The sequence below is a fragment of the Ruegeria sp. CDSC079 genome (assembly GCF_059610505.1).
In genome coordinates this window covers 225255-250454 of record NZ_JBXWNT010000003.1, presented here as the reverse complement: position 1 = coordinate 250454, position 25200 = coordinate 225255, and the positions used below count along the sequence as shown (strand labels likewise).

General features: G+C 55.0%; 26 protein-coding genes. 13 read left to right on the top strand and 13 right to left on the bottom strand.

Going from position 1 to position 25200, the window contains the following annotated elements; all coding sequences use genetic code 11:
* Positions 1–2: 2 nt before the first annotated feature.
* Positions 3–611: a glutathione S-transferase family protein gene (locus tag AC2FIC_RS07020; RefSeq protein ID WP_496691482.1), complete on the top strand. Its 609-nt coding sequence runs from the start codon at positions 3–5 to the stop codon at positions 609–611.
* Positions 612–641: 30 nt separating this feature from the next.
* Here the strand turns inward: AC2FIC_RS07020 and AC2FIC_RS07015 are convergent, their stop codons facing one another.
* The 3 genes from AC2FIC_RS07015 to AC2FIC_RS07005 form a co-directional block, all read right to left on the bottom strand.
* Entirely contained in the window at positions 642–959 is a 318-nt protein-coding gene (locus AC2FIC_RS07015; RefSeq protein WP_496691483.1) for a non-heme iron oxygenase ferredoxin subunit, read from the bottom strand.
* A 3-nt stretch (positions 960–962) separates the two neighbouring features.
* Positions 963–1919: a fatty acid desaturase family protein gene (locus AC2FIC_RS07010; RefSeq protein WP_496691484.1), complete on the bottom strand. Its 957-nt coding sequence runs from the start codon at positions 1917–1919 to the stop codon at positions 963–965.
* A 156-nt stretch (positions 1920–2075) separates the two neighbouring features.
* Entirely contained in the window at positions 2076–3161 is a 1086-nt protein-coding gene (locus AC2FIC_RS07005; protein WP_496691485.1) for a hypothetical protein, read from the bottom strand.
* 94 nt (positions 3162–3255) lie between these two features.
* Here AC2FIC_RS07005 and AC2FIC_RS07000 point away from each other — a divergent pair, with 94 nt between their 5' ends.
* Together AC2FIC_RS07000 and AC2FIC_RS06995 are read left to right on the top strand one after the other, a co-directional pair.
* A complete protein-coding gene (locus AC2FIC_RS07000; protein WP_496691486.1) occupies positions 3256–4185 on the top strand; it encodes a LysR substrate-binding domain-containing protein in 930 nt (309 codons plus the stop codon).
* Between the two features lie 96 nt (positions 4186–4281).
* The gene (locus tag AC2FIC_RS06995; RefSeq protein ID WP_496691487.1) at positions 4282–5331 is read left to right on the top strand and encodes an aromatic ring-hydroxylating dioxygenase subunit alpha; all 1050 of its coding nucleotides are present in this window, start codon (positions 4282–4284) and stop codon (positions 5329–5331) included.
* A gap of 43 nt (positions 5332–5374) precedes the next feature.
* On the opposite strand, the gene AC2FIC_RS06990 is transcribed toward AC2FIC_RS06995, so the two are convergent.
* On the bottom strand, positions 5375–6163 hold the full coding sequence (locus tag AC2FIC_RS06990; RefSeq protein ID WP_496691488.1) for a phytanoyl-CoA dioxygenase family protein: 789 nt from the start codon (positions 6161–6163) through the stop codon (positions 5375–5377).
* Between the two features lie 356 nt (positions 6164–6519).
* Between AC2FIC_RS06990 and AC2FIC_RS06985 the strand changes: the two genes are divergently transcribed.
* From AC2FIC_RS06985 to AC2FIC_RS06960, 6 genes are all read left to right on the top strand, one after another.
* On the top strand, positions 6520–7770 hold the full coding sequence (locus AC2FIC_RS06985) for an FAD-dependent oxidoreductase (RefSeq protein WP_496691489.1): 1251 nt from the start codon (positions 6520–6522) through the stop codon (positions 7768–7770).
* 13 nt (positions 7771–7783) lie between these two features.
* Positions 7784–8041 carry a sarcosine oxidase subunit delta gene (locus tag AC2FIC_RS06980; protein WP_496691490.1) on the top strand — a complete coding sequence of 86 codons (258 nt, stop codon included), beginning with the start codon at positions 7784–7786 and terminating at the stop codon, positions 8039–8041.
* Positions 8028–10898: a 2Fe-2S iron-sulfur cluster-binding protein gene (locus tag AC2FIC_RS06975; protein WP_496691491.1), complete on the top strand. Its 2871-nt coding sequence runs from the start codon at positions 8028–8030 to the stop codon at positions 10896–10898. Before AC2FIC_RS06980 ends, AC2FIC_RS06975 begins: the two co-directional genes overlap by 14 nt.
* A gap of 1 nt (position 10899) precedes the next feature.
* Positions 10900–11397, top strand: coding sequence for a sarcosine oxidase subunit gamma (locus AC2FIC_RS06970; protein WP_496691492.1), 498 nt, complete (start codon positions 10900–10902; stop codon positions 11395–11397).
* A 13-nt stretch (positions 11398–11410) separates the two neighbouring features.
* Positions 11411–11821 carry a RidA family protein gene (locus AC2FIC_RS06965; RefSeq protein WP_496691493.1) on the top strand — a complete coding sequence of 137 codons (411 nt, stop codon included), beginning with the start codon at positions 11411–11413 and terminating at the stop codon, positions 11819–11821.
* Positions 11822–11913: 92 nt separating this feature from the next.
* On the top strand, positions 11914–12846 hold the full coding sequence (locus tag AC2FIC_RS06960) for an AEC family transporter (RefSeq protein WP_496691494.1): 933 nt from the start codon (positions 11914–11916) through the stop codon (positions 12844–12846).
* A 22-nt stretch (positions 12847–12868) separates the two neighbouring features.
* On the opposite strand, the gene AC2FIC_RS06955 is transcribed toward AC2FIC_RS06960, so the two are convergent.
* The 7 genes from AC2FIC_RS06955 to AC2FIC_RS06925 are packed head-to-tail and all read right to left on the bottom strand — an operon-like array spanning position 12869 to position 20494.
* Complete coding sequence (locus AC2FIC_RS06955; protein WP_496691495.1) at positions 12869–14167, bottom strand: amidase; 1299 nt, start codon at positions 14165–14167, stop codon at positions 12869–12871.
* Positions 14164–15381, bottom strand: a complete 1218-nt coding sequence (locus tag AC2FIC_RS06950; RefSeq protein WP_496691496.1) for a YlbE family protein — start codon at positions 15379–15381, stop codon at positions 14164–14166. Before AC2FIC_RS06950 ends, AC2FIC_RS06955 begins: the two co-directional genes overlap by 4 nt.
* Positions 15354–15980, bottom strand: coding sequence for a hypothetical protein (locus AC2FIC_RS06945; RefSeq protein ID WP_496691497.1), 627 nt, complete (start codon positions 15978–15980; stop codon positions 15354–15356). Before AC2FIC_RS06945 ends, AC2FIC_RS06950 begins: the two co-directional genes overlap by 28 nt.
* Entirely contained in the window at positions 15980–16612 is a 633-nt protein-coding gene (locus AC2FIC_RS06940; RefSeq protein WP_496691498.1) for a hypothetical protein, read from the bottom strand. Before AC2FIC_RS06940 ends, AC2FIC_RS06945 begins: the two co-directional genes overlap by 1 nt.
* Positions 16609–17979 (bottom strand): Rieske 2Fe-2S domain-containing protein, encoded by a 1371-nt coding sequence (locus AC2FIC_RS06935; RefSeq protein WP_496691499.1) that lies wholly within the window; start codon positions 17977–17979, stop codon positions 16609–16611. Before AC2FIC_RS06935 ends, AC2FIC_RS06940 begins: the two co-directional genes overlap by 4 nt.
* A gap of 31 nt (positions 17980–18010) precedes the next feature.
* The gene (locus AC2FIC_RS06930) at positions 18011–19471 is read right to left on the bottom strand and encodes an aldehyde dehydrogenase family protein (protein ID WP_496691500.1); all 1461 of its coding nucleotides are present in this window, start codon (positions 19469–19471) and stop codon (positions 18011–18013) included.
* A complete protein-coding gene (locus AC2FIC_RS06925; protein ID WP_496691501.1) occupies positions 19472–20494 on the bottom strand; it encodes a succinylglutamate desuccinylase/aspartoacylase family protein in 1023 nt (340 codons plus the stop codon).
* Between the two features lie 131 nt (positions 20495–20625).
* Between AC2FIC_RS06925 and AC2FIC_RS06920 the strand changes: the two genes are divergently transcribed.
* Genes AC2FIC_RS06920 through AC2FIC_RS06910 form a run of 3 tightly spaced genes read left to right on the top strand, consistent with a single transcriptional unit; the run spans position 20626 to position 22837 of the window.
* The gene (locus tag AC2FIC_RS06920) at positions 20626–21720 is read left to right on the top strand and encodes a pyridoxal phosphate-dependent aminotransferase (protein WP_496691502.1); all 1095 of its coding nucleotides are present in this window, start codon (positions 20626–20628) and stop codon (positions 21718–21720) included.
* Positions 21720–22268, top strand: a complete 549-nt coding sequence (locus AC2FIC_RS06915) for a decarboxylase (protein ID WP_496691503.1) — start codon at positions 21720–21722, stop codon at positions 22266–22268. Before AC2FIC_RS06920 ends, AC2FIC_RS06915 begins: the two co-directional genes overlap by 1 nt.
* A complete protein-coding gene (locus AC2FIC_RS06910; protein ID WP_496691504.1) occupies positions 22265–22837 on the top strand; it encodes a thiamine pyrophosphate-dependent enzyme in 573 nt (190 codons plus the stop codon). The genes AC2FIC_RS06915 and AC2FIC_RS06910 overlap by 4 nt, the downstream gene beginning before the upstream one ends.
* On the opposite strand, the gene AC2FIC_RS06905 is transcribed toward AC2FIC_RS06910, so the two are convergent.
* Positions 22824–23714, bottom strand: a complete 891-nt coding sequence (locus AC2FIC_RS06905) for a LysR substrate-binding domain-containing protein (RefSeq protein WP_496691505.1) — start codon at positions 23712–23714, stop codon at positions 22824–22826. The genes AC2FIC_RS06910 and AC2FIC_RS06905 overlap by 14 nt on opposite strands.
* Before the next feature lie 140 nt (positions 23715–23854).
* Positions 23855–24433 carry a helix-turn-helix domain-containing protein gene (locus AC2FIC_RS06900; RefSeq protein ID WP_496691506.1) on the bottom strand — a complete coding sequence of 193 codons (579 nt, stop codon included), beginning with the start codon at positions 24431–24433 and terminating at the stop codon, positions 23855–23857.
* 421 nt (positions 24434–24854) lie between these two features.
* On the opposite strand from AC2FIC_RS06900, the gene AC2FIC_RS06895 reads away from it, so the two are divergent.
* Complete coding sequence (locus AC2FIC_RS06895; RefSeq protein WP_496691507.1) at positions 24855–25127, top strand: hypothetical protein; 273 nt, start codon at positions 24855–24857, stop codon at positions 25125–25127.
* Positions 25128–25200 lie beyond the last annotated feature (73 nt).

Here is a 25200-nt window from a genome sequence, read left to right as displayed (position 1 = left end):
GAATGATACGTCTTTATGATTTCAAGTTATCTGGTAGCTGCCACAAAGTCCGATTGTTGTTGTCGCTGCTGAAGCTTGAATATCAGCTCATCGATATTGATCTGCTGAACTGTGACCAGACACAGGAAGAGTTTCTGCGGATAAACCCGCTGCACAAGGTTCCTGTTTTCGATGATGACGGATTTGTTCTGCGCGACAGTACGGCAATCATGTTGTACCTGGCACAGAAATACGATGCTGAGAATTGGGGACCCAGAACACCGGAAGAACACGGCGAGATTCAGCAGTGGCTCTCATTCTCGGTCAATGAGATATTTCACGGCATGGCAACAGCCAGAGCGATTGTTTTATTTGAACGGGATATTGATCTGATCGGACCGCAATCACTGGGCGAGGCGTCGCTGGAGATCATGGAGCGGCAATTGTCAGACAGCCCTTGGCTGACGTGTGGCAGGCTGACCCTGGCGGATCTGGCCTGTTACCCGTACACAGCGTTAGCTTATCAGGGCAACATTCCATTGTCCCCGTACCCGTCGGTTCAAAATTGGATCCGACGGGTTGAAGCATTACACGGATATGTGGCTATTCCCGGAATACCGGCGCTTGCCTAGCGCACATGGCTGACAGGTATGTGGACACATTCATAGCCTGACCTGAACCATTCCATTTTCGACCCGAGTGTCAAAAATGCGCATTGCTCGCGTTGCGGGTGCTGACACGGGTTTGCCGTCTCGTACATCGAACGCGCCCTGATGCAACGGACATTCAATCACGTGTCCATCGAAGTAGCCGTCACATAAATCAGCGCCGCCATGGTTACACAGCGCCAGCGAGGCAAAAACACCGCTTGGCGTATCATAAACGGCAATTAGCCGTGGTCCGATCTCAACGCGCGTGACCCAGTTCTTTTCCAGCTTCGCAACATCGATCAGGTCGCGCCATGGTTTCTCATTTCCCATCGCTCAAACCTCTGCCGATTGCTCGGGTTCACGCTGCAAAATTTGCCGCAGAATGTCACGATGCGCTGCCAAGTAGCCGCCTCTTTCGACAAAAATGTGATCCTTCAGCTTTTCATGCAAACGCGGCAGCGAATGGAATGGAACCGATGCAACGTAATGATGTTCCGCGTGATAGTTCATGTTCCAGCACAGAAAGGCCATCGGTGTTGATACCAGATTGGTGCGGGTGTTTTCCGACATCTGGGCAACCGTTGGTCGCCCCACATGCTCGGTCATTCGCACAAATCGCATAACTGGTTCCCCCAGAAACAGTGGAATGATCCAATACCAGATCAGGCCCCACCAGCCGGTCAGAGCCATGGCTAGAAAAATGGCGGTGTAAATGGCAAGCATCCGGCGCGCGTCCCGAAAAACCGCTTTGTGCTCGACCTTGGGGATAAAGCGCAGCTCTGTCTCGTTCAGCCGTCCGCGGGCATGTCGGAACACTTCGGTGAACTTACCGCGCCAATAGGGCAGGGCTGAAAGGTAAAGAAGATACTGTCCAATCGTCTTGGGCATAGGGATAAGTTCAGGATCTTCGCCGGTGAGTTGGGTATAGGTATGATGGTCGCAATGCTCGTACCGGAAAAACCGGTGCGGCAGAATGATGATCAGCCCACAGATCTGACCAACCAAATCATTCAGCCAGCGTGTCCGAAACACTGTGTAATGCACACATTCGTGCTGCAGCGAAAAATGATGCACCAGGACAACGCCTTGAAGGAACATTGCCAGCCAGATCAGCCAGCTGTTCCAGGCAAGTGTTATCAGCGTCGTGGTAAACGCAAGCAACAGGATCCAAAGCGCCAGATGGCGCAATCCCGGTCCGTTTGAACGTTGCATGAATCCTTTGAGTTCTTCGCGCGTGAGTTTTCCTTCGGCCAAGGCCTGAGTCAGCGGCGTAACGATAGCTTTTGACATATGGGTTCCATAATTTTGCCGGTGCGGGGGACTTTGCCCTCTTCGTACATGCCGGCACCGGAGACGGGAGTGCTCCGCACCATAAGACCAACGTGATCGGGTCCTATTAACAATAGATCATCCTATCTGGACGCGATTCGATCAAGTTAGGAATGATCAGATAACCGCACGCAATCCGATATTCGGATCAGGATCAGCAAACAATGCCGCCGCGCAGGAATGGCGATCGAGAATTGACGGTCCAGCAGGCAGCCGTTCAGCGTGAAAAACACCATTGTCCCAGTAAGTCTCGCCGTCGATCACAATGGTCGGATCGATTACGTTCCAGCTGATTTCACCGGGGGCATAAGCTCCACAAGTGTGGAAATGCAGAATACGCGGATTGCCAAAAGCAGACCCGCCCCATCTTTCGTAATTTTCTCGCATATCCCAGGGATATCCGCAGCCTGGGTGAATCCCAGCATGCCACGAATGTACGAAATTACGATCTATGTCGAACTGCCCGGCAACCCGGTCATAGTGGGCCTCAGCCCTTGCAACATTAGCAAGCTCGCCGTCGAACCGCGTTAGCCGGCCATTTTCCATGATTGCAAAAACCGGTTCGTCGAATTCGACAGTATAATTGTCATAATACCTCGACCCGGTCCCGGTAAGAAAACTGACGGCCACCCTGCCAGAAAAACTATGTGCTGGAACCGGTGTAAAGACGGACACCGGAAAGCGCAGGATCGAGGTATCCCCAGTGGGCTTCAGATCCATAATCGGGTGTCCACGTACATCAGTTCCCAACGGGCAGGTGATCCGGACTTCGTCTGCCGCATCAAGCACTGCATTGACGTCTGACTTGAGTTCCAGAAACGCATCGTGGTGGCCGTTCGAAAACCCCGAGCCCAGCAGTTCTTTGTTCACCGCAAAACTGACAATGATCCTTTTGCCCTGCGGCATGTCCGAAAACCGCAACTGATCGCCCAGGCGCGCCAAGAACAGGATGATGTCTGCAGCTCGAAATCGGACAAGAAGGTCGGGCGAGAGATGGGGGTTGTCAGGGTTGAAACCCACATCAACCGCATCAACAATTAGCCCTAGGTGCTGTGCCGCCTGGCTGACGATGTCTACACAATTTGAGTCGAAATACCCGAACTGCGGAGGCTCGTAGGCGATCAGCAACCGGTCGCCCGCTGTTGCATGGGCACAGTTCACCAGAAGGTTTAGCGCTCCTCGCCCGGGCGTTGTGTCGGACATCAGTACCCCCAAAGATTTGATCTTAGAAATCTAGAGCCCTGTATCGACTCTAATCCATTTGAAAGAAGTAATGCCTGACATTAGGATAGCTAATATGATCCTGAATTTGCCATACTCGGCGCTTCGCGCTTTTGAGGCGGTCGTCCGCCATTCCGGCTTTTCGCCAGCAGCCGAAGAGCTGGGTGTAAGTCAAAGTGCGGTAAGCCAGCATGTAAGGTCGCTGGAGGAATGGCTTGGCAGAGAATTGCTGGTGCGCGGTGCGCGGCAGTCACGTCCCACACGCGAGGGCGAACAGCTGGCTCTGGCTATATCCGATGGATTGGGGCGTATTTCTGACGTCTGCGCTCAGTTGCGGGATAAAACTCGCAGCGACCGAACAATAGTCATTTCATGTCTGCCGGGCTTTGCGTTTAACTGGTTGTTTCCGCGGCTTATTCACTTTGATTTGGCGCATCCCGACTTGTCGATTTCGATCGCTACAGATACCGGGCAGCACCCCTTTTCTGGTGCCGATGCGGATATCGGCATTCGGTATGGGCTGGGTGAGTACCCAGGGTTGCAGGCCGATCTGTTGATGGAAGAACGGCTTTTTCCTGTCTGTGCTCCAGCTCTGTTACCCGATCTTCATGGCATCAAAGATTTGTCTCGTCACACACTGCTTGTGGATGAAAACCTACGTCATGGTGCGGCTAACCCGACGTGGGAATTCTGGGCCCGGCAATGTGATCTTAACTTGCCGACAGTGCTGCGTACACGTCGGTTGGGGCAGTCGAATATGGTTGTACAAGCTGCAATCGAAGGGCTCGGCGTGGCGCTCGGTCGTGAGCCGCTCGTGATCGACGCGCTCTGTGATGGCCGATTGGTGCGACCGTTCCCACATTTGACGCAATCGCCTTTGTCCTACTGGCTGGTGCGGCGGCATGAGACGAAGGATAGCCAAAAGGTCAGCGAATTCCTGAACTGGATTCATGCCGAAGCCAAAGCGCAACCCGACATCCCGCTGCTCGCAAACGAGTCAAATTAGTAGACCTTATATGTCCCATTACCAATCCAGCATGGCGAAGTGCGGGGAAATTACCCCATATTGGCGCAAGCTAGATATTGAACGGAGAGCGGGATCATGTATCTGAAAAACTGCTGGTATGTTGCCGCATGGAGCAAAGATATTGGTCGCGATTTGAAGGCCGAGACCTTTCTGGGCGAAAACGTCGTGCTTTATCGCCAGCAGGATGGCGCGCCGGTTGCCCTGGAGGATGCGTGCCCGCATCGCAAGCTGCCTTTGTCAAAGGGCAATCTGATAGGCGATCTGGTCGAGTGCGGCTATCACGGTTTGACTTTCGACTGCTCGGGCAAGTGCATAGACAGCCCCACCCAGCGTGGGATGACCCCACGCCGTGCGGTTGTCAAATCTTATCCGGTGGTTGACCGCTATCGATTGCTCTGGATCTGGATGGGGGATCCGGCACTGGCAAATCCTGATCAGATTTTCCCCGTAGAGAATTTCGATAACACAACCTGGGGCATGACGGATGGTGGCGTGATGGATATCGATTGCCACTACCTTTGGGTCTGTGACAACCTGCTTGATCCCAGCCATGTGGCTTGGGTGCACGTGAGTTCGTTTGCGGGGGCAGGGACGGACGAAGAACCATTGAACGTGGAAAAGACAGATCGCGGTGTAATCGTGTCGCGCTGGATTGAGAACAAACCGCCTTCACCTTACTATTCCAAGCTTGTGGCGTTCGGGGGCGAATGCGACCGCTTGCAACATTATGAGATGTGCATGCCTGCCATCGGGTTGAACAAGTCCATTTACACGCCGGTTGGAACCGGTGGGTATGACAAGAGTCCGGTTGCTGAAACCTTCATCAATATCTCATATAATTTCATGACCCCGATTGATGAGGATCGGACGAGGTATTTCTGGTTCCAGCATCGTAATTCTCTTGCCGACGATGCCGAAGTGTCAACCTACATGAATGACGGTGCGCGTAAGGCATTTCTAGAGGATAAGGATGTGCTGGAGGCAGTCCACAAAGGTATGAAGAACGCCACTACATCGAATATTGATTTGGGCCTCGATGCGGGCGCCAAACAATTCCGACGCGTTCTTGACCGTGCTATCGAGGCCGAGAATACGTCACAGGAGGCCGTCGCGCGGAAGGCCTGAGATCTTGGCAGAGGGCTGGGAAATCCAGCCCTCTGCCGCAGATTTACGCAGTTTCGTAGATGACGGGGAACCGTCCACCGGCAAACGGCGCGCCCGGTTTAAGACTGTCATCATGCAGCCATTCGGTGACGGAATCGCGTGGCTCATAAGTTGCTCCGTCAACGGCAAAACGGATTGCATACCCTCGCCTGCGACGGGTGGTGGTTCTGTTACCCATAGCAGAATGAACGGTCATCCCGTCAAAGGCCAATGCATCACCGGGCTGCATATTCTCAAAATGGAAGATGTCGTAGTCGTCGCGGTTTGCCTCAAAATCTGGCATATCGATATAGTCGGGATTGTCCTGTTCCAGATGGTGTAGAAAACCACCGAGTTGATCGGTTTTGAACGGACGGTACTTGGCCCCCCACGCATGTGAACCACGTACAAATTCCAGCGCTCCATTGTCCGGGTCTACAGGGTCAAGCGCGATCCACATTGTCATGATCGGGCCGGAGACCGGCCAATAAGGCTGATCTGTATGCCATCCGGTTTGAGTCTGCGTTCCCGGCTCCTTCACGAATATTTGGTCATAGATCAGCGATGTCCATGGGCTGCCAGCTACCTGAGACACGCGCTGGCCGATATCCGACTTCAGGCAATAGTCCTGAAACACACCCGGCGTTTCACGCATATTCTTGTAGGCGAAATAGCGGTCGCCCTTTTTGATTTCGGTATCTACAGCGTGTCGCAGTTTGGTCAGCCATTCGTCAGATAGGATATCCCTTAGCAGCACGACACCGTCGCGTGCATAGGTATCCTGAACCGTCATAATTTCAGTTGATTTTGTCATTGCTTTTCCATCCATAAATTCTACCCGAGATTCAGGGCAGTAAAAAAACAGGCGCTATGCGCCTAAGTTCTCATGGAGTTAGGATGTTGGAGAGCTGCGACAGTTTATGATGAAACAGGGCCATTTCGACCGGGTTGACCATTTTCCGGCTAGGTTTCGGTGAAACTGTTTGATGCGAACATGCATGACGCACCCTACCCGAAATAACCTGACCAAACCAGCAAATACCACAACAAGTCATGCACGCGATGTGCGCGATGACTCGTTCAAATGCAGCGGCGCGCCAAAACGGGGATTGCATTCAGGTAAATTTATTTATTGACGAAGGTTGCTTATTAGTAAATATAATTACCAATATGCAAAAATACTCTGTGTTCTCACTCGCTCGAAACGCGCTCTCTGGCCATCGCAACTGGCCCTTGGCCTGGCGAAGCCCACCCCTGAAAGACCAGTATGAAGTTGTCGTGATTGGGGCAGGGGGTCACGGTCTGGCCACTGCCTACTATTTGGCCAAGGAATTTGGCATTACCGATGTCGCCGTGCTGGAGCGAGGCTGGCTGGGCGGCGGTAACATCGCGCGCAATACGGTGACAATCCGTTCAAACTACATGCGGGACGAGTCGATCCCGTTCTATGTCAAATCAGTCGCAATGTACGAAGGGCTTACACACGAGCTGAACTTCAATATGATGCACTCAAAGCGCACCATGGTAGATGTCGTACAGACCTGGCCCAAGCTGCGAGAGCTTCGGCGACGGCAATTGGTCATGGACATCTACGGCTCAACTTACGAGCAGATCAATACAGACGAATTACGCCGTCGCATTCCCGCGCTGACTGGCGGAGGACCTGATGCTCGGCTGCCAATCATTTGCGGCATGGTACATACCGATGCGGGTGTGAACCGGCATGATGCAGTGGCCTGGGGATATGCCCGCGCGGCGGACGCGATGGGGGTCGAGATCCACCAGCAGACCGCAGTGCAATCGCTGATCCGAGGTGCAGACGGCGCGATCGACGGTGTCGAAACCAATCGCGGAACCATTCGAGCCAAGAAAGTTGTCGTAGCGGTGTCTGGACATACCACAACGTTGACGGAAACCGCCGGGCTGAAGCTGCCGTTGCGAACTATGAACCTGACAGCTTTTGTTTCCGAGCCAGTCCGGCCGTTGGTCGATGTGATCGTGAATTGCCCCGACAGCGGGTTCTATTTCAGTCAATCTGACAAGGGTGAAATGGTAATTGGCGGCGCGCCTGACATGGGCCAGAGCTTTCGCCGGGACATCAAGCAAAACGTGTTCGAAGATACTGTGACGACGATGTTGTCGTTGTTCCCGTCATTCAAAAAGCTCAAGCTGATGCGACAATGGGGCGGGCATCTGGATATCGCGCATGACGCCTCGCCTATCATGGATCAGACCGAAGTGCCGGGGCTGTTCATCACGGCGGGTTGGTGGGGTGGCTACAAGGCGATCCCGGCAGGCGGTCTGACCCTAGCCCATCTGGTTGCTAAGGGTCAGCCTCATCCGCTGATGTCTTCATTTACCCTCGACCGATTCCGTCATCTGGATTTTGTGATGGAAGCCGGCACCACAACCGCCCGATAGAGAGGACAGGACCATGTTGCTTATCCCCTGCCCATTCTGCGGTAAGCGTAACGAAAGTGAATTTATCTTTGGCGGCCCTGTCGGTGCCGATCGGCCTGATCCAAATGCCGTGAGCGACGCGGAATGGGTTGAGTACCTGACTGTAGCACCGAACCCGTTAGGACCGGTGCAGGAAAAATGGTGGCACGGGCGAGGTTGCGGTGAATGGCTGACGATCTGGCGCGATACCCGAACCCATGACATTGTGGAGGCACCCGATGGCTCAGAGTAATCGTCGTGCCTCGGGTGGGCGTATAGATCGCACCTGCCCAATGACGTTCCGGTTTAACGGGAAAACCTATGAAGGTTACAAAGGAGATACTCTGGCCTCGGCCTTGCTGGCCAATGGGGTCCGTATCACAGCCCGCAGTTTCAAATATCATCGCCCGCGTGGCATCGTTGGTCATGGACCTGAGGAACCGGCGACTTTAGTCGAGCTGGACGGTGAAGATTCATCGGGTAACCGTCCGGCAACAACTGTGCCGCTGCGCGATGGGCTGAGCGCCCGCTCAGTCAACTGCTGGCCTTCGCCCGAGTTTGATCTTGGTGGCGTTAATCAGCTGTTAGGACGTTTCATTCCAGCGGGCTTCTACTACAAGACATTCAAGTGGCCCAACTGGCATCTGTTCGAACCATCTATCCGCAAAGCTGCGGGGCTGGCTGCAGCACCCGCGCAACCTCCTACTTCGGGCCACTTCGAAGCGCGTCATGCCCATGCCGATGTGTTGATCGCTGGTGCGGGACCTGCCGGATTGCAGACCGCGCTGGAGGCGGGCAGGTCTGGCAAACGTGTGTTCATTGCTGATGAGGGAACAGAGGCAGGTGGCAGCCTGTTAAACCGGGATCTAAAAATCAACGGGCGATCCGCTTTGGACTGGGTGGCTGAAACTGTTGAAGAATTGCGTGGGATGGGCAACGTTATCCATCTGCAAAATGCAACAGTCTGGGCCTATCGCGAACATAATCTTTTGATCGCGAATGAACGGGAACCCTTAGAAGGCAATATTCTGGAGCGGAGCTGGCGGGTGCGTGCAGACGAGGTGGTTGTCGCCACCGGGTCCACCGAACGCGCCATGGTTTTTGCAGACAATGATCGGCCGGGCGTCATGCTGGCTTCGTCAGTACAGGCTTATGTCAATCGTTGGGGTGTCACTCCGGGACAACGAGTTGTTCTTTTTACCAACAACAACAGCGTTTACGCAGTTGCAGCTGACCTAATGGCAGCAGGTGTGTTGGTCGTCGCAATCCTAGACAGTCGCGATACAGTGCCGCAAGCCGCACTGGATATGGCACAGGGCGTCACCGTTCATACAGGCACCGTCGCCGCAGGTGTGCGAGGTCACAAGCGGGTGCGCGCGGTACGTGCGGTATCCGTCAGTAGTGGGGCGGAGACCTGGATCGATTGTGACCTGCTGGGCCATTCCGGCGGTTGGAACCCAACCGTGCATCTGTGGTCTCAATCCAGAAGTACTCTGCGGTTTGATGAGGAGTTATCCGCTTTCGTACCCGATCAGGCCGCCCAAGCTTGCCGCGCTGTCGGAGCTGCCGCAGGAGAGTTGACGCTTGACGGGATTATCGAAGGAGGTTCGGACCTGCCCTATGCCATCGAGCCGCTATGGCGCGTAGACGTCGCGGGGCAACGTGGAAAGGCATTTCTGGATCTGCAGAACGATGTGGCGGTTAGCGATGTACACTTGGCCCTGCGTGAAGGCTATGACAATGTCGAGCACGTCAAGCGATATACCACCGGCGGCATGGGCATCGACCAGGGAAAAATCGGTAATATCAACATTATCGGTACTGTTGCGATGCAAAAGGGTGTGCCCTTGCAGGATGTTGGAACGACAACCTTTCGCTCTCCCTACACACCAGTTTCTTTTGGCGCGATCGGAGGCTTGCGCGAGGAAACAGTGTTGTTCCCCTACCGCCACACGCCGGTCACGCAGTGGAACAAGGACAATGGTGCGGTGATGTACGAAGCTGGTGCCCGTTGGCAGCGTCCTGGATACTTCCCCAAACCTGGAGAAGGGTTGCAGGAGGCTGTGAACCGCGAATGTCGTACGGTGCGTGACGGTGTAGGCGTCTATGACGGCTCCCCCCTCGGCACATTCGAGCTGAAAGGGAGTGATGTCCCGCACTTTCTCGATTTTCTTTACTCAAATGTCATGTCCAGCCTGAAACTCGGTGATGGGCGTTATGGTCTCATGCTGTCTGATGACGGGTTGATCCTGGACGACGGGGTGGTCTTTCGACTGGACGAGCACCGTTGGATGATCTCAACGTCGACGGGTCATGCAGACGCGGTTAACCAGCACATGGAAAAGCTTCTTCAGACTGAGTTTCCCGACTGGCAGGTCATGATCACTACTGTGACCAGCCAGTGGAACAACGCTACCATATGCGGCCCCCACGCACGCCATGTCATGCAGGCGTTGGGAACAGATATTGACCTGTCGTCTGAGGCCTTTCCTTTCATGTCTTTCCGCGACGGCAGCGTGGCTGGGATCCCGGCCCGCGTCGTGCGTGTCAGTTTCACTGGCGAGCTGTCATTTGAGGTCAACGTCGCGCCGCGCCACATGGCTGCACTGTGGAACAAAGTGATCGAGGCGGGCGCGCCCTTTGGCATTCTGCCAGTGGGTTCGGAATCCAGCCACGTTCTGCGGGTCGAAAAGGGCTTTCTGTCACTGGGGCATGAGGTGGACGGCACTGTAGATGCCTACGATCTGGGTATGGGATGGGTCATGTCGAAGAAGAAGCCTGACTATTTGGGTAAGCGTTCGATTGGGCTGCGTCGTGAAGGTGGCGGCACCCGGCGAGAACTGGTTGGCATTCTTCCTGAAGACCCCAATCGACAAGTGCCCGAAGGTGCACCGCTCACCCCCGGAGGCCGAAAAGAAGCCACCGAGGGACTCGTCACCGCCTGTGTCTGGAGTGTGGTGAACGACCGTTGGGTCGGTTTGGCGTTGCTGGAAAACGGGCACGCGCGGCATGGGGAATCCGCCCATGTGCGCCTGAAAGATGGGGTGATCCCGGTCACCATTACCAAGCCGGTGTTCCACGACCCCGACGGCAAATTACTGAGGTCCTGAGATGAGCTATGACGTACAGATCACACGCCAGAGTCTGAACGCACTGTTCGATCTCAAAGGGGCATTGGCAGCGATTGAAAACTGGGTGGGGGACGCTTTGCCCCGTTTGTCCGATAAGCCTAATAGACGAACAGAGAAAGATGCGATTGAGCTGTATCACATCGGGCGAGACCACTGGATCGCCCGTGCTTCGCTGGATTTGGAACAAACGTTGAGAGCACAGCTCAAGCCTACCGATTGTCCCGCCAATATCAGTATTGTGCAGATTTCGGATACTCTGGCCTTTTTCAAAGTAGTGGGTCCGCAGGCGGGCGAAGTGATGGCCATTGCCTGCCCGTTGGATCTGCATGACACTGCATTCGGCAAAGACGCTGTCACCTATACTGAACTGTTTGGCCTCAAGGCATTGGTGATGCGATGCAAGGATGGTTTCGAATTCGCTGTCGAACAGAGCTTTAGTGACATGGTAGAGGACTATCTGGCTCGCGCCGTCACCTGAAGAAAGGGATGCCATGACCCGCACACATATCCACAAGTACCAGACCCGCTATCACGCGCAGGCGACCTATTCCAAAGCGATCCGGGCCCGAGGTGATTTTGTGTTCATGCAGGGACAGGTTGGTACTCTGCTGGACGGAACATTGATTGGTGAAGGCGATCCGGGCGTACAGGCAGATCAGGCCTGCCGCAACATCCAGCGCTGGATGGAAGAAGCCGGGGGCAGTTTGGCGGATGTCTGCAAACTTACCGTCTATGTCACCGACATCTCCTATCGCCCCGCCGTTTACGAGGTGATCAATCGCTGGTTTGACGGCGTGCACCACTGTTCGACCGGTGTTGTCGTGCAGGGATTGGCTGATCCATCGTTATTGGTCGAAATCGATGCAATGGGCGTCATCGACGACGAGTCCGAAGCATCCTGATGACCGAGGTACAATTTCGGCGTCGAATGACATTGATCTTCACTCTTTGAAAGTGTCGGGTTGGGTGTGTTCATTTTTGCCCACGGATCGCCATGCTGACGACACTGACTTCCATCCTGCCGATCTTTCTGATCATCGCTTTGGGCTTGGCTCTTCGAAAGGGCGGCATCCCCAGCACCGATTTCTGGAACCTGAACGACAAGCTTGTCTATTGGGTACTGATGCCTTGTCTGCTGTTTACCAAAATCTCGCTGTCGCCACTCGATAAATCCGCGCTTGGCCTTTACTCGGTTACCATTCTGGGCGGGTTTGTTGCGGCGCTGATCTTTGCCTTCATAAGTGCGCGCCTTTTTGGGTTCGCGGCACCGCAAGGTACATCGATACTACAGGGAAGCGCTCGGCATAACTCATTCATCGGGCTGGCGCTGGCGGCAAATCTTTTTGGTCCCACAGGATTAGATATCGCTATTCTTGCGACTGCGATACTGGTGCCGACCACCAATATCGTAATGGTGGTCATGCTGGTCGGTGCACTGCAACGCGACAATGCCACCAGTTTGCCTGTTGCAATCCTGCGCGAGCTTGCCCGCAATCCTTATGTTATTTCGATATTGCTTGCGTTCGGCGCCAACCAGCTGATCGGTGACCGGATCCCGGTTTTACATGATGTAGCAGACGTTTTAGGGGCCGGGGCTTTACCGATTACCCTGTTGGCCGTAGGCGCAAATTTGAGAGTGCGCGCTATGGCCGCCAGTGTGCTACCGCTTATCCTTGCGTTCTTAGGCAAGATGGTGGTCTTCCCCATAGCGGTACTGGTGGTCGGGTTGGCGGTTGGATTGCCCCGGGATGTGCTGCAAATTGCTGTCGTTTATTCTGTGGTTCCAACTGGTGCATCCTCGTACACGCTGTCAAAGCAACTGGGTGGCGATGCCCCTTTGATGGCAGCGATTGTCACATTGCAAACCCTGATCGCCGCAGTGAGCATCCCTCTGTCTTTGGCAATACTGCTGCCGCTGGTCGGTTGATACAGCATCCAGAGAGCGGGATTTATGCTGCTCGGCAGGATACCTGCAGAATCCCGTGCACCCATTGGGCGATGTCCAGCAATCGCTTATCTGCTCCGCACGGGCCGATCAGTTGTATACCTAGCGGTAGACCAGAGTGATCCGTACCAAAGGGCAGGGCGATTGAGGGCACCTGAAGCAGAGTCCACATCCGCGAGAACACCGGGTCACCTGTCGCGCCAAGCCCTGCCGGTGCCGGACCAGGAGCTGAGGGAACCAACAACGCATCCACGTCGCGGAACATTTGATCCAGCATGGTTGATGCACGGTTACGGGTCTCAACCGCAGTAAGATATTCGTCTTCTGTAACCAGCAGCCCATCGGCTATCAAATCGTGGAATTGCTGGCTGATACCGGGGACGCCAATTTGGTACTCTGTTTTGCGAAGGCGGGCTGCCTCGTACCCCATGACGGTTATTTGCGCCTGTGTAAGCTGGGAAAATATCGGCGGGTGCGTGATTTCACCTGTTTCCGCACCGGTCGCGGCAATGGCTGCCAGCGCACGTGTGCAGGTGTCGCGCATCTCTATCGATCCGTCCGCCCAATGGGGACCACGCATCAGGCTGACCCGGGGCAACGCAACGTCGTATTCAGGTGGCGGTGTCAGTTTTGTTCCACGCAAAACGGCATCTGCCAACACCAGATCACGCGGATCTCTTGCCAGAACTCCCAGCGTGTCAAGGCTGCCTGACAAGCCCATAACCCCGCTCAGATCATAGTTACCCGTGGTCGGTTTGAGGCCGCAGATACCGCAATAAGCGGCCGGCCGGATCAAAGAGGCAGCTGTCTGCGAGCCAAATGCGAGCGGTGCCATGAAGTCGGCGACCGCAGCGGCAGACCCGGAGGAAGAGCCGCCGGGGGTATGTCCAAGACTTGCCGGATTTGCAGTATTGCCCGGTCGAAAATAGGCAAACTCGGTTGTGACCGTCTTGCCAACTGGGATCGCCCCTGCGTTCAGAAAAGTCTGGACGCATGTCGCGTTTTTGTCTGGTTGTCGATCGGAATAAAGATCGCTGCCCCAACCTGTTGGCAAAGCTTCAGTGTCGATAATGTCTTTGATAACAAAAGGTACGCCATGGAGCGGCCCACCGATTGGAAGTGTATCGGCAGCGTGAGCAAGCTCCATGGCGTGATCCGCATCGAGGTACTGAAACGCCCCGATCGCAGGCTCCCGTTGCGAAATTCGGTCCAGATGTGCCGCCATCACCTGAGACGGTTTGACTTCACCCTCGCGGATCAACCGGGCCAATTCATGCGCGCTGAACCTGTTTAACTCCGTCATTTCTCCAACGTTTCCATGGCCACAGCGAAGGGGGTGACCGGCATGTCATAAATACCCCCTCCCAGCCGGCCAGCTTCGCCAAGCTTGTCGAGGATACCCAGACCAATTACCGGCCCCGACCCTTCGGCCACCGCGCCACGTGCCGTGCTGCCTAGTTGAATATCTAGTGTTCGAAAATAAGGATGTGTCCCTACGGATAGGCCGGAACTGCGTGCTTGAGCGTTGTCGGGGAGAAAGGCACCCAGACCCTTTTTCTGATCTGGGCTCAATTCGATGGCCATGGCGCCGAGTCCGAAAGCCTCAATTACGGCGCTGTCACCGATTGCTCCTAATGCCCTGTCCTGGGGCACATCGACTTCGAATTTCCCTTTTGGTGGATCGGCTTGAATTGTAAACCATTGGCCGGGCAAGCCCGAAATCTGGATGCCAACCTCGTGCCCGTTGCCACCGGCAGCAGTGACAAAACTTGAACCTTCGACACCTTCGGCCAACTTCATCATGCATTTTGTGGCTGCCATCCAAAGATTGAGGAACAGCGACGGCGAGCTAGCCATGAAGGCCAGCGCTTCTTCGTCTTTGATCCCGCCAATGGTACGATCTTTCAGTTCGGCGACAAGCGCGTCTGTTGCAACGGGTGTTCGTCCATGGCAGTCGTCCCCCCCTACCAGGCCAGTCACGGCCAGCGGCACAAGTGCGATACCTTCGGCGAGCCCATTGTCCAACACATCCACAAATCGGGTGTTGAGCCAGCGGATGTGCTCCAACACTGCCATGGATCGTTGACCCAGCCGCATCGCTGGACGGCTGCCCGCATTGATCGGTGTGAACACACGTTGCTGCCCGCGCCAGGCATCATAAATTGTGTGTAGCGGCATGTCTGCCGAGACAACAGCGGCCAGAGGAGTGACAAGATCGTGATCCTGAGCGGGTTTCAACTCGATTTCACCATTTAGGATCATCGCCTCGGCCTGGTCGAAATCCCGAGCAAGCCCCTGCCAGACTGCTGCGACGCAAGCTGAATTAAGGATCGGGGCCGTGATTAGATTGGGATCGGCAAAGGCCGGCCCTGCATGAAGCAGTGTGTTTTCCGCAAGCCCCAACGCGTCGGCGGCCGTGTTGAACCGGTTCCAGACCGGCTGTGTTACCATTGCCCTGTCAAATGCGAGTTGATCCGCAGGATGCAGCATCACGGATTCTCCGGCGGGATGATCCATGTCTCCGAGAAATATAGGAACGCGGTGGTCGTATCGTAGCCGGCCTGTACCCTTGTTCCCAGCTTACCTGGCAGCCATTTGCCATTGACAATAATCTGTGCCGAATGCGCCGGCACGAGTAGCGAAAACATGTTCTGTTCGCCCGAGGCAACCTCATGTGGCGACAGTTCCAGCGCCCGTGGCGGTTGGAGCCCCTCCCAGACGAGTTCGACGGTCAGGCTCTCACCTACTATTGTCTCGGTATAGCGGTGGCTCATCGGATCGCCGGAGGTTCGCACAGCTTGTGCGCCGATTTCAGGCATGGTGGCAAATGCTGGTGCATCGGCAAATGCAGCCAGTTTGCTGATGAAGTTCTTTTTCAGGAATGTGGTTAGATCTGGATTGTCGCTGAGGATCACATTTGGAGCCTCTGGCGGTCCTTCAACCTGATCAGGTGTCCCATAAAGCAGCAATACCTGACCCTGTCCGACAGGCGACCAGGCAACGCGAAAGAACAAAGCCATCGCTGTGAAATCGCCATTGTCGTCTTTTAGCAGAATGCCCGGGTTTTCACCTGTCCAATCTACGGTGCCCGGTGTGACTGGCTCGGTCAATGGCATCACAGATCCTCCTGTGGCGTTACCCAGGTTTCCGAAAAGGCTAGAAAAGCCGTGCTCATGGTTCGGCCAAAGAACTGCCGATCGGCAACGATGCCAGGCAGGGGCGTACCGTTGATCACGACCTGTGCGGATTTTGCTTCCAGAAACACCGAATACATTTCATGCTCTTTGGTGGCCGAGTTTTCCTTGGTCACTTCGACCGGCAAAGGTGCACCCATGTCGTGCCAGATCATTTCGACCGTGACGCCTGATCCACGTAATGTTTCTGAGTAACGTGCCTTCAAATTGCCAGGACGCTTTTCGACACTGTCGCAGTCGAGCCAGGTCATCGCCTCTAGACCCGCTTTGCCGACGAAGGTCGGCATTTTGGTCACCCAGCCATCCACGATCCAACGCATCAAACGCTGGTTGTCGGTCATGATCAGATTTGGAACATGTGGCCAACCTTGCGCCCGATCCGGTGCACCTAAGATGATTGCCGCGTGACCGCGACCATAAGGCGAGAGCACAACGCGGAAAAACAGTGCCAGAGTATCATACTGTTCCTGATCAGCGTTCTGCTTGAGGTAAATGCCCGGGTTTTCACCTGACCAGTCAACCCGGCCAGGGTTGTGAGGGATACGCGTGGTCATGACCAACTTGCCTCGTATGTTTTTAGTGCCTCAATGATGAAGGCTTTGCGATCATCGCCCTGCAAGTGATCGCCGGACATGTAAATCTCGGCCACCTGATGCGAGATCTCCTTGAGAACTGCACCATCGTCGCGCCCCTCCTGCACGGGTATTCTCAGCATCGTATCACCGGCGTAGGTTGGGATGATCTGTCCGGAGAAATTGTCAGACGGTTGTGCCGGACGTTCTCCGTTTTGCAGCGCGCGGATGGCATTTCGCAGCAGCCGGCGCGCCTTGGCCACCCCCCGGTCGGAAAAGCTGAGATTTTCGCGCGAATGGATATTTTTGGGCCCCTGACTGACCCAGGCATCATAGTCGCCAGGGTCGCGTTGCCGCATTTCATATGGGCGATCGGGATCCTGCCCATAGAAGTCGGTCTTGCCAAAGCCCACTTTGCTTTTGTCAGTCAGGCCCTTCGGGTCATCGTTGGCATCATCGTTGCGGAAATGACGCCAGGCAATGACCATGGTGTTCGTGTCGTCAATGGGTGTGATCCAGCGCGACAACCCGCAACGCCCAAAGTAACGCGACCCGTTGGGCACCGGGAAATGCCCACCGTTCTGGGTAAATGACGGCAGCATATGATCATGAATACGGATCCAGACGATGTCATCTACACGCCGCACATTGGTGTAAAAATCACCAGTGGCACTGGCATGAAACTCAATCATCGGCATTTCGGCGAAGGCGTCGATGAATTGGCTGCGCACGGCCAGCGTATGAAGATAGACCACATGAAACGGATCCCAGGCGTTCTCCATGACCTGAAGCCAGTTGCAAGGGGATTTGATCAGGTAGGGCACCAGCTCGTCACCCTCATCATCGAAAGTGTCCATTACAGGGAAAGAAGGTTGGGCTTCGGGTGGACCCATATAGGCAAAGGCGAGTCCTTTGTATTCGATCACAGGATACGCCCCCAAACAGGCCTTTTTCTTGACTTGTGATGCGGGCGGTTCGCAGGGGGTCTCCAGAATGGTGCCGTCCAGCCCGTATTTCCAACCGTGATAAGAGCAGCGAATGCCGCCTTCCTCCACGATCCCGAACTCAAGGCTCATGTTGCGGTGGCAGCAATGCAAGTGAGTCAGCCCCAGCTTGCCTTCTTTCTTCTCGCGAAACAGTACAAGGTCTTCGCCCAGAATGCGTAAACGATAGGGCAGATCACCAACCTGATCTGTCATTGCCACCGGCATCCAGAACCGGCGCAGATATTCCCCGCATGGGGTGCCAGGGCCAACCTCAGTCAGTTCCGGGTCAGGTTTCTGAGCCCAAACTGACTGCTTGTCATGGCCTCTAAAATCGCCTTTGGGGGCGTCGAAATGGTCATTCATGGCGTCCTCCGTACGTATTGGTGCTGACAGATCAGGGAAACGGATCCGGGACCGGCGCTGCGCCGGTCCAGACGGATTTGATCTGACAGAAATCCTTGATGGCGTCCGGGCCAAGTTCTCGCCCATATCCGGACAGCTTGACCCCGCCAATAGGGCTGGCGGGATCGACGCTGCGATAATGATTGATGTAAACGGTGCCTGCTACGATAGCCTCGGCCACTCGCTCGCCTTTGGCGGGATCCGCGGTCCAGACACCGGCCGCCAACCCATAGTCGCTATCGTTGGACAGCGCGATGGCCTCGGCTTCTGTATCAAATGAGGTAACCGCCAGCACCGGTCCGAACGCCTCTTCGCGCCAGAGCTGCATGTCGGGCGTCACATTGTCGAAAATGGTTGGGCCAACAAAAAATCCGTCTCGCCCAGCGGCAGTTTCAAGCCCGTCCAACAGGCAAACAGCCCCATCCGCCTTTGCCCGTGCAATCATTTCGGTCACTTTGCGCAGGTGCGGTTCATTGGCCAGCGGAGCAATCTGGGTCTCAAGCTCCATCGGATCACCAAGACGAAAGTCGCGCGCCCGTGACAGCAGTTTTGCCAACAAGTTTTCTTTCATGCTGGCTTCGACGATTAGACGTGACCCGGCGACACAGGTCTGTCCATTAGACAGAAAAATACCAGAGAGAATGCCGTTGACGGTGTTGTCCAGATCACAGTCAGCAAACACAACCTGCGGTGATTTTCCTCCTAACTCCAGCACTGTCGGGACCACACCCGCCGCCGCTGCTTCGGCGACTTTACATCCTCCGAGATCTGACCCGGTAAAGGTCACCTTGCGGGTCAATGGATGGCGAACGAGCGACTCGCCAACCTCATAGCCGAGCCCAGTCACTACATTCAGGACGCCAGGCGGTAACCCAGCCTCATGTACAAGCCGAGCAAATTCCAGCGTTGAAGCTGACGCCATTTCCGATGGTTTGACAACAACCGTGTTGCCCGCCGCCAGTGCCGGAGCCAGCTTCCACGCAAGGATCATCAAAGGAGAATTCCAAGGTGTTATTGCCACAACCACGCCATATGGGATGTAGTGGCCTACGCTGCTCACACCGAGGACTGTATTTGCCTGTTGTTCGGGCTGCATTTTGCGAGCTTGTGCTGCGAAATGCCGAAACCAGCTATGCAATCCGGCAAATTGCCCCCGTACTTCGGAGATCCGCTTGCCATTGTCGCGGATCTCGGGCTCGACCAGTTCCTGCCAGCGGGTCTCCAAAGTATCGGCAAGCTGATCAATAACATAGGCCCTGTCATTTGGGCTGGTGTTGGCCCATGGGCCTTCCCGAAAGGCGCGGTCGGCATTTCGTATGGCTTGATCGGCTGTTTCAGCGCCACATCGTGCGATCTTGCTCCATTCAGTGCCGGTGGCCGGGTTAACACTCGGAAGTGTTTCAGCGGCCCAGGGTAGAAATGACCCGTTGATGAATGGCGTATAGGTCCGCATCTATGGCCCCTCGGGCAGAGGTTGCGCCACCAAGGTCAGCAAATCGCCCCGGCGCACCACACCGCGATTGCCATGGGCAAGAACAAGACCCGAAGCTGGAAACCTCAGATCCAACGGTGTGCGATCCGGTTCGGCTGGAAAAAAGAGCGTGCCAGCAGATGCTCCGGCCTCGACATATTGTCCGGCGGAGCAGCGTCGATCAAACAGGCCATCGGCAGGGGCGTAGAGACTGTGCGTTGGGTCCGCGATTTCTACGCAGTGCGTCGGGACAGATTCCGAGGATCTGCTGGGTAGAACACCCAGATGACGCAGGCAACGCATCAGGCCAGCCTCAGCAAGATCGGTCACATCAGGGTCGACACCGCCGCCACCGCTCAGTTCCGCCGCGATCATAGGGATCTTGGCCCGAGCCGCGGCGGAGTTAACTGATCGGTTGTCGTTGTTCGCACCGAGTACCCAGATCAACGGCAACCCAAAGGCCCGAGCCAATTCCATATTGGCTGCAGTGAGCTGCGCATCGTCTGTGCGTGCAGCCAACGCGCAGGGTTCGAACACTGATGCCTTGCCTCCGGAATGCAGATCAATCACGGCATCTGCCCGCGGGATCATTTCAGTTTCAATAAAATGGGCAAGCATGGCGGTTGGGCCGCCGTCTGCATTTCCGGGGAATGCGCGGTTCAGGTTTTGACCATCTAGCGGCGAAACACGCGAAGAGGCGTGAACCGCCGGGGCGTTCAGAGCTGGGATCAGGATGACCTGTCCGGTCAATTTTAACGGATCAAGTTGCGCTGCAAGCCGAAGGATAGCTGCTGGACCTTCGAATTCATCACCATGAGTTCCCCCAAGCATCAACACGACAGGCCCCGGCTGTCCGCGGATGCTGATGACCGGAACGGGGTAATACCCAAGGGGCACAGCATTGTCGGACCATTTCAACATCAGATCACCGGTATTCCGTCCCGGTAAGTCAAGATCCGTTGTGAGATGAAGCCTGCTGTTCGAGGTCGCGTGGGGATCAGTCATGTGAGTCCTTAGGGTGGTATTCTGCACATCAATATCATAACATTTAAGAAAGTGAATTGCTAAAAATGACTAGTTATGTGATATGAAGGAAAATCACAACCCACCCCGCCTATTGGTGCAGGAGGACATGAATGACCGTTGCCCTCGCGAAAGCGGGAATTGACAGGATCAAACCCCATATGGTGAGCGAGGCGGCCAATATCGCGCCGCCCTCCGCAGTCCTGCTCAATTCAAACGAAAGTGCGTTTGGTCCCAGTCCGATTGCCCGAGACGCGGCACGGGCTGCCGCCAGCTCGATTGAACGTTATCTGGAAAATCCGGATCACATTCTTGCCCCGGCAATCGCGAGCCATTTCGGACTGGATGCCGCGCGCATCACAACAGGGCAGGGGTCCGACGACTTGCTGGCGCGGCTGGCGCGGGCATATCTTGGACCCGGTACCGAATTGATCCGCAGTGCAAACGGTTATCTGAAGGTCCCGAACTACGCCTATGCCAACGATGCCGAGGTTGTGTCGGTTGCAGATGATCATTTCAAACCATCCGCTGACCGTATGATCAATGCGTTGACTGATCGGACGCGGGTGGTTTATCTGGCCAACCCCGAAAACCCGGCAGGTACTTACCTGAGCGGAACTGAAGTTCGCCGCCTGCATGCTGCACTGCCGGACAACGTCTTGTTGATCATCGATGCAGCTTATGAAGAATACGTCGACGCGCCGGATTATGAACCCGCCCATATTCTGGTCGAACAGGCGGAAAATGTCGTCATCTGCAGGACGTTCTCCAAGATTTACGGATTGGCCGGCGCGCGCGTGGGTTGGATGTACGGGCCCGATGACATCATCGATGCTGTTCGTCGAGTCGGTTTGACATTTCCAGTGGCGTCGTCCTCTGCTGCAGCTGCGATTGCGGCATTGGAAGATGAGGCGCACACACGCTATGTCCACGATGCGAACCGTAGGGGCCGGGACTGGATCAGCGCCGAGATGCAGGCACTTGGGTTGGGCGTAATACCCAGTCAGGCGAATTTTGTTCTGGTTCATTTTCCCAATATGCAAAAATCCGCAGAAGCGGCCACAAGCGCGCTTTTGCAGGAAGGGGTCGCGGTGCGGCGGTTCGCCTCGTCCGCATACGGGGACTATTTGCGCATAACTGTCGGACATATGCGCGATCTGAGGATTGCGCGGGACGGTATTGCAAGATTTCTGGGCGGAGGCGCGTGATGGTCGCTTCGTCTAGGGTGGCGGCGGATGTGCCAAAGGTGGCGCATCCTTCTGGTGCAGCAATTCTGGCACAAATTAAGGCAGCGCAGGTGCGTGAAATCGTGGCCCTGCCTGATATTGTTACCAGTGATGGGTTGCTATGGCCAATTTCTCGGGATCCGGAATTTCGTCTGACCCGCATCTGCAAGGAAGATGAAGGTGTCAGTATCTGTGGGGCTATGTCATATAACGGAACCCGTGCGCTTTTGATGATGCAGCAAACAGGATTGATGGATTCTCTCAATGCAATCCGGGCTATCGGGGTGGATTACGAATTACCGGTCGTGATGATGGTGGGTCTGCAAGGAAAAGAACCGCACATACACCCAGATTACTCGGCCTCTTACGGGGTCAGGATCATCCGTCCGGTGCTGGATGCAATGGAACTGTCGCATTCGCTGATCGAAGAACCCGGAGATGAGGCGCATATCTGCCAGGCCGTTGAGGCCGCCTATACATCGTCAAAACCTCATATTTTCCTGATCGGGCGCCCCCCGGAGACACCATGACAATGCACCGAGATGCGGCGCTCGAGGCGCTGATCCCTCATGTTCGCGACGACGATATTGTGGTCGCAGTCTATCAAAGCTGTTTCGACTGGCTGGCGCTGAACCCACGTGAACTGAACTATGTCGCAGTCGGGGCGATGGGGCAGGCCTCATCTCACGGATTGGGGCTGGCATTGGCCAATCCAGATCGGCGCGTGATTGTTCTGGATGGTGATGGCAGTCTGTTGATGAACCTCGGGGCATTGGTCACAATTGCCAGTGCCGGGGCAAGAAACCTGTATCACTTTCTATCTTTCAACAGGGTGTACGAAGTGAACGGAGCGCATCCTCTGCCTGGGGCGGACATGGTTGATTTCGCTGCTATGGCCTGGGCTGCAGGGTACGCGGGTGTGCAACGTTTCACGGATATCGACCGGTTTTCCGAAGCGGCACCACAGGTTTTATCTTTGTCCGGCCCGCAGTTCATTTCGATGGAAGTAAAGGCAGGCGCGTCCTATCCCCGCGACTATGCCTATATCCACAGCGCTCAGGCGCGTTCGACTTTTCGGGCGGCTCTCAATCGGCGTTGAGATCTGATTGGACGATGTTCAGAAAAGACTTTCCAACGGCAGACAGGGTCTTGTTCTTTGACCAAAATAGAACAGCCCGGAAGTTTAACGGCGCGGCAAATGGTATAGCCACGCAACCTGGAATGGTCTTGAGGTAGTCCAGACTGGCGCCGACGACAGAAACTCCCAAACCACGTGAAACCAGCCTGCAGATAGAGTCGGTTGTGCGCGTCTCATACTGCATGCGCCGTGCAATCCCTTTTGCTTCGAAAAATTGGTCGATTTCATAGCGAAAGCGAGAGGAAGGCATATAGGAAATAAAACTTTCATCTGCCAGATCCCTCGCCTGGGCAAGAGCATTGTCGGCCAAGGCGTGATCCACCGAAACCACGCAGCACACATCACTGTCTTTGATCACAAGGCTTTCAAATGACGGATTTGCCGGTTGGGTTGTCGTGATGCCAAAGTCATAATTCTGGGACACCATCCATTCGACTGCGTCATCGCTGGGGGCAATTTCCATTCGGGCCATCGCATGTGGGCAAGTGGCAGCAAATTTCCCTATCAGGTCCGGCGCGAGTTGCGAAGAAACGCCCGGCGTAATCACAAGATTGAGGCGCGCGTGGCCAAACTTCCCAATAGCTGTGGCAGAATCCTTAATATGTTCCATACCGCTAACGGCTTGGCGCACTTCTTCAACCAGTAATCTGGCCTCGTCTGTGGGTATCAGCACACGGCCGACACGCTGAAAAAGTGGAAACCCAACTTCTTCTTCGAAATCAGAGATCAGCCGGCTGACTGCAGGTTGAGAAATACCCAACATCGCTGCGGCCTCGGTCACAGTCCCGGTCGAGACCACCGTTCGAAACGCGTCAACTTGTCGGAATGTGATGTTCATTTGGCCTCAGTGGTTTTGCCTTTTCATGTAGGGTGTCAGATTCGACCCATAAGATATAGTTATTCGAATTTCAAAAATCTGGCCAGCATGCGATATCACTTAGTTGGCGCCAAATTGGGTTGTGTATCTGGATTTCCCTGCTATTGCTGACGAGTAGAGACGGCTATGAATTCGATCTTTTGCGAGTGGATTTTACGGAAACCATGTGGAAGCTTGGCATCAAAACTCAACGTATCTCCCGCTGACATATCAAAGTCTTCGCTGCCGCAACGATAGATTGCCTGGCCTTCGATTATGTATATGAAGACATAGCCTTCATGCTGATAGCCGGGCAAATTGTCTGATTGTTCTTTTGAAATACTGATCCGTGCCGACTGGAACGTCCCTTGGGGTGCGCTGTGCTTACCCAACAGAAGGTAGTTATGCGTGTGCCCCTGAGTGATACGCCGCGCCTGGAGACCATCCCCGGCACGCGCGTGATGCACATCTGCTGCCGCGTCTGAGCGTGCAAACAATGCCACCAATGGCACATCAAGGGCATCCGCCAGTGATTGCAGCATCGCAAGCGAAGGTGAGACATTACCATTCTCTATACGACTGATCATCGCAGTGGACACCTGTGCCCGAGTAGCCAGGTCACCCAACTTAAGTTCACGCTCTTGGCGTAACCGTTGCAGTGTCTGACCTATTTCACTTTCTGTGCAGTTTTTCTTTTCCACTATTTTTGCTGCCGATCATGGAATTCAGGATATGGATACAGCGCATCCGGGATGTCAACATCAGTGCCCTAATTCGAAAATGCGTCAAGGCTCGAGTATTCAGAACACTTTTTGGATTTCCGATACCAGCAGATTGGACAGCCGACTGGTCACTGTATTTGGGACTTGGTCAGGTTGTTGATCGGAAAATGTTGCAATCTTTTGACCATCAACGCATTCGGAATTAGCGCGTGAATGGCTGCTGGTCATATCAAGTCGAAAGCCGGTTCATGATTTCCTTTAAAGGCGCGCAATATCCAAAGGATGTATTCCTGATCTCAGCGTTCTTTCCCTCCGCTAAGGTGTTTCCTATCGTGATCATGAAGAAATCTCGACCGTCACTATCATCTGCACAAATCAGCCTGCATTGTTGGCGGACGCGGTGACACGTCAGGTGGAGCAACCCGAACTTCAGCGGTTTGAAATTTCGGCGGCGCAGCTAGCAGCCAACTATAACCAAGCTTTGGAACAGGGGATTGAGGTTGACCCCGACCAATGGGACGCCCTGAACGCCGCCGCTTGGCCCATTCTCGTTGCGCGGGGCCCATGTGAGGCTTGGGATATGAGCCAGCGCTTGCTCCGTTTGCAAACAAGAAATGCCGCCCCGATTGGGGCGGCGTCGGACCGGAACTCGTTCAGCATGTATTCCAGGTGAATCGGCGCTGGGTCGCCAAAGAACCTTTTGACCCTACGCGCCATGGGCCAGGGGTAGTGCACAGAGCCAAGGT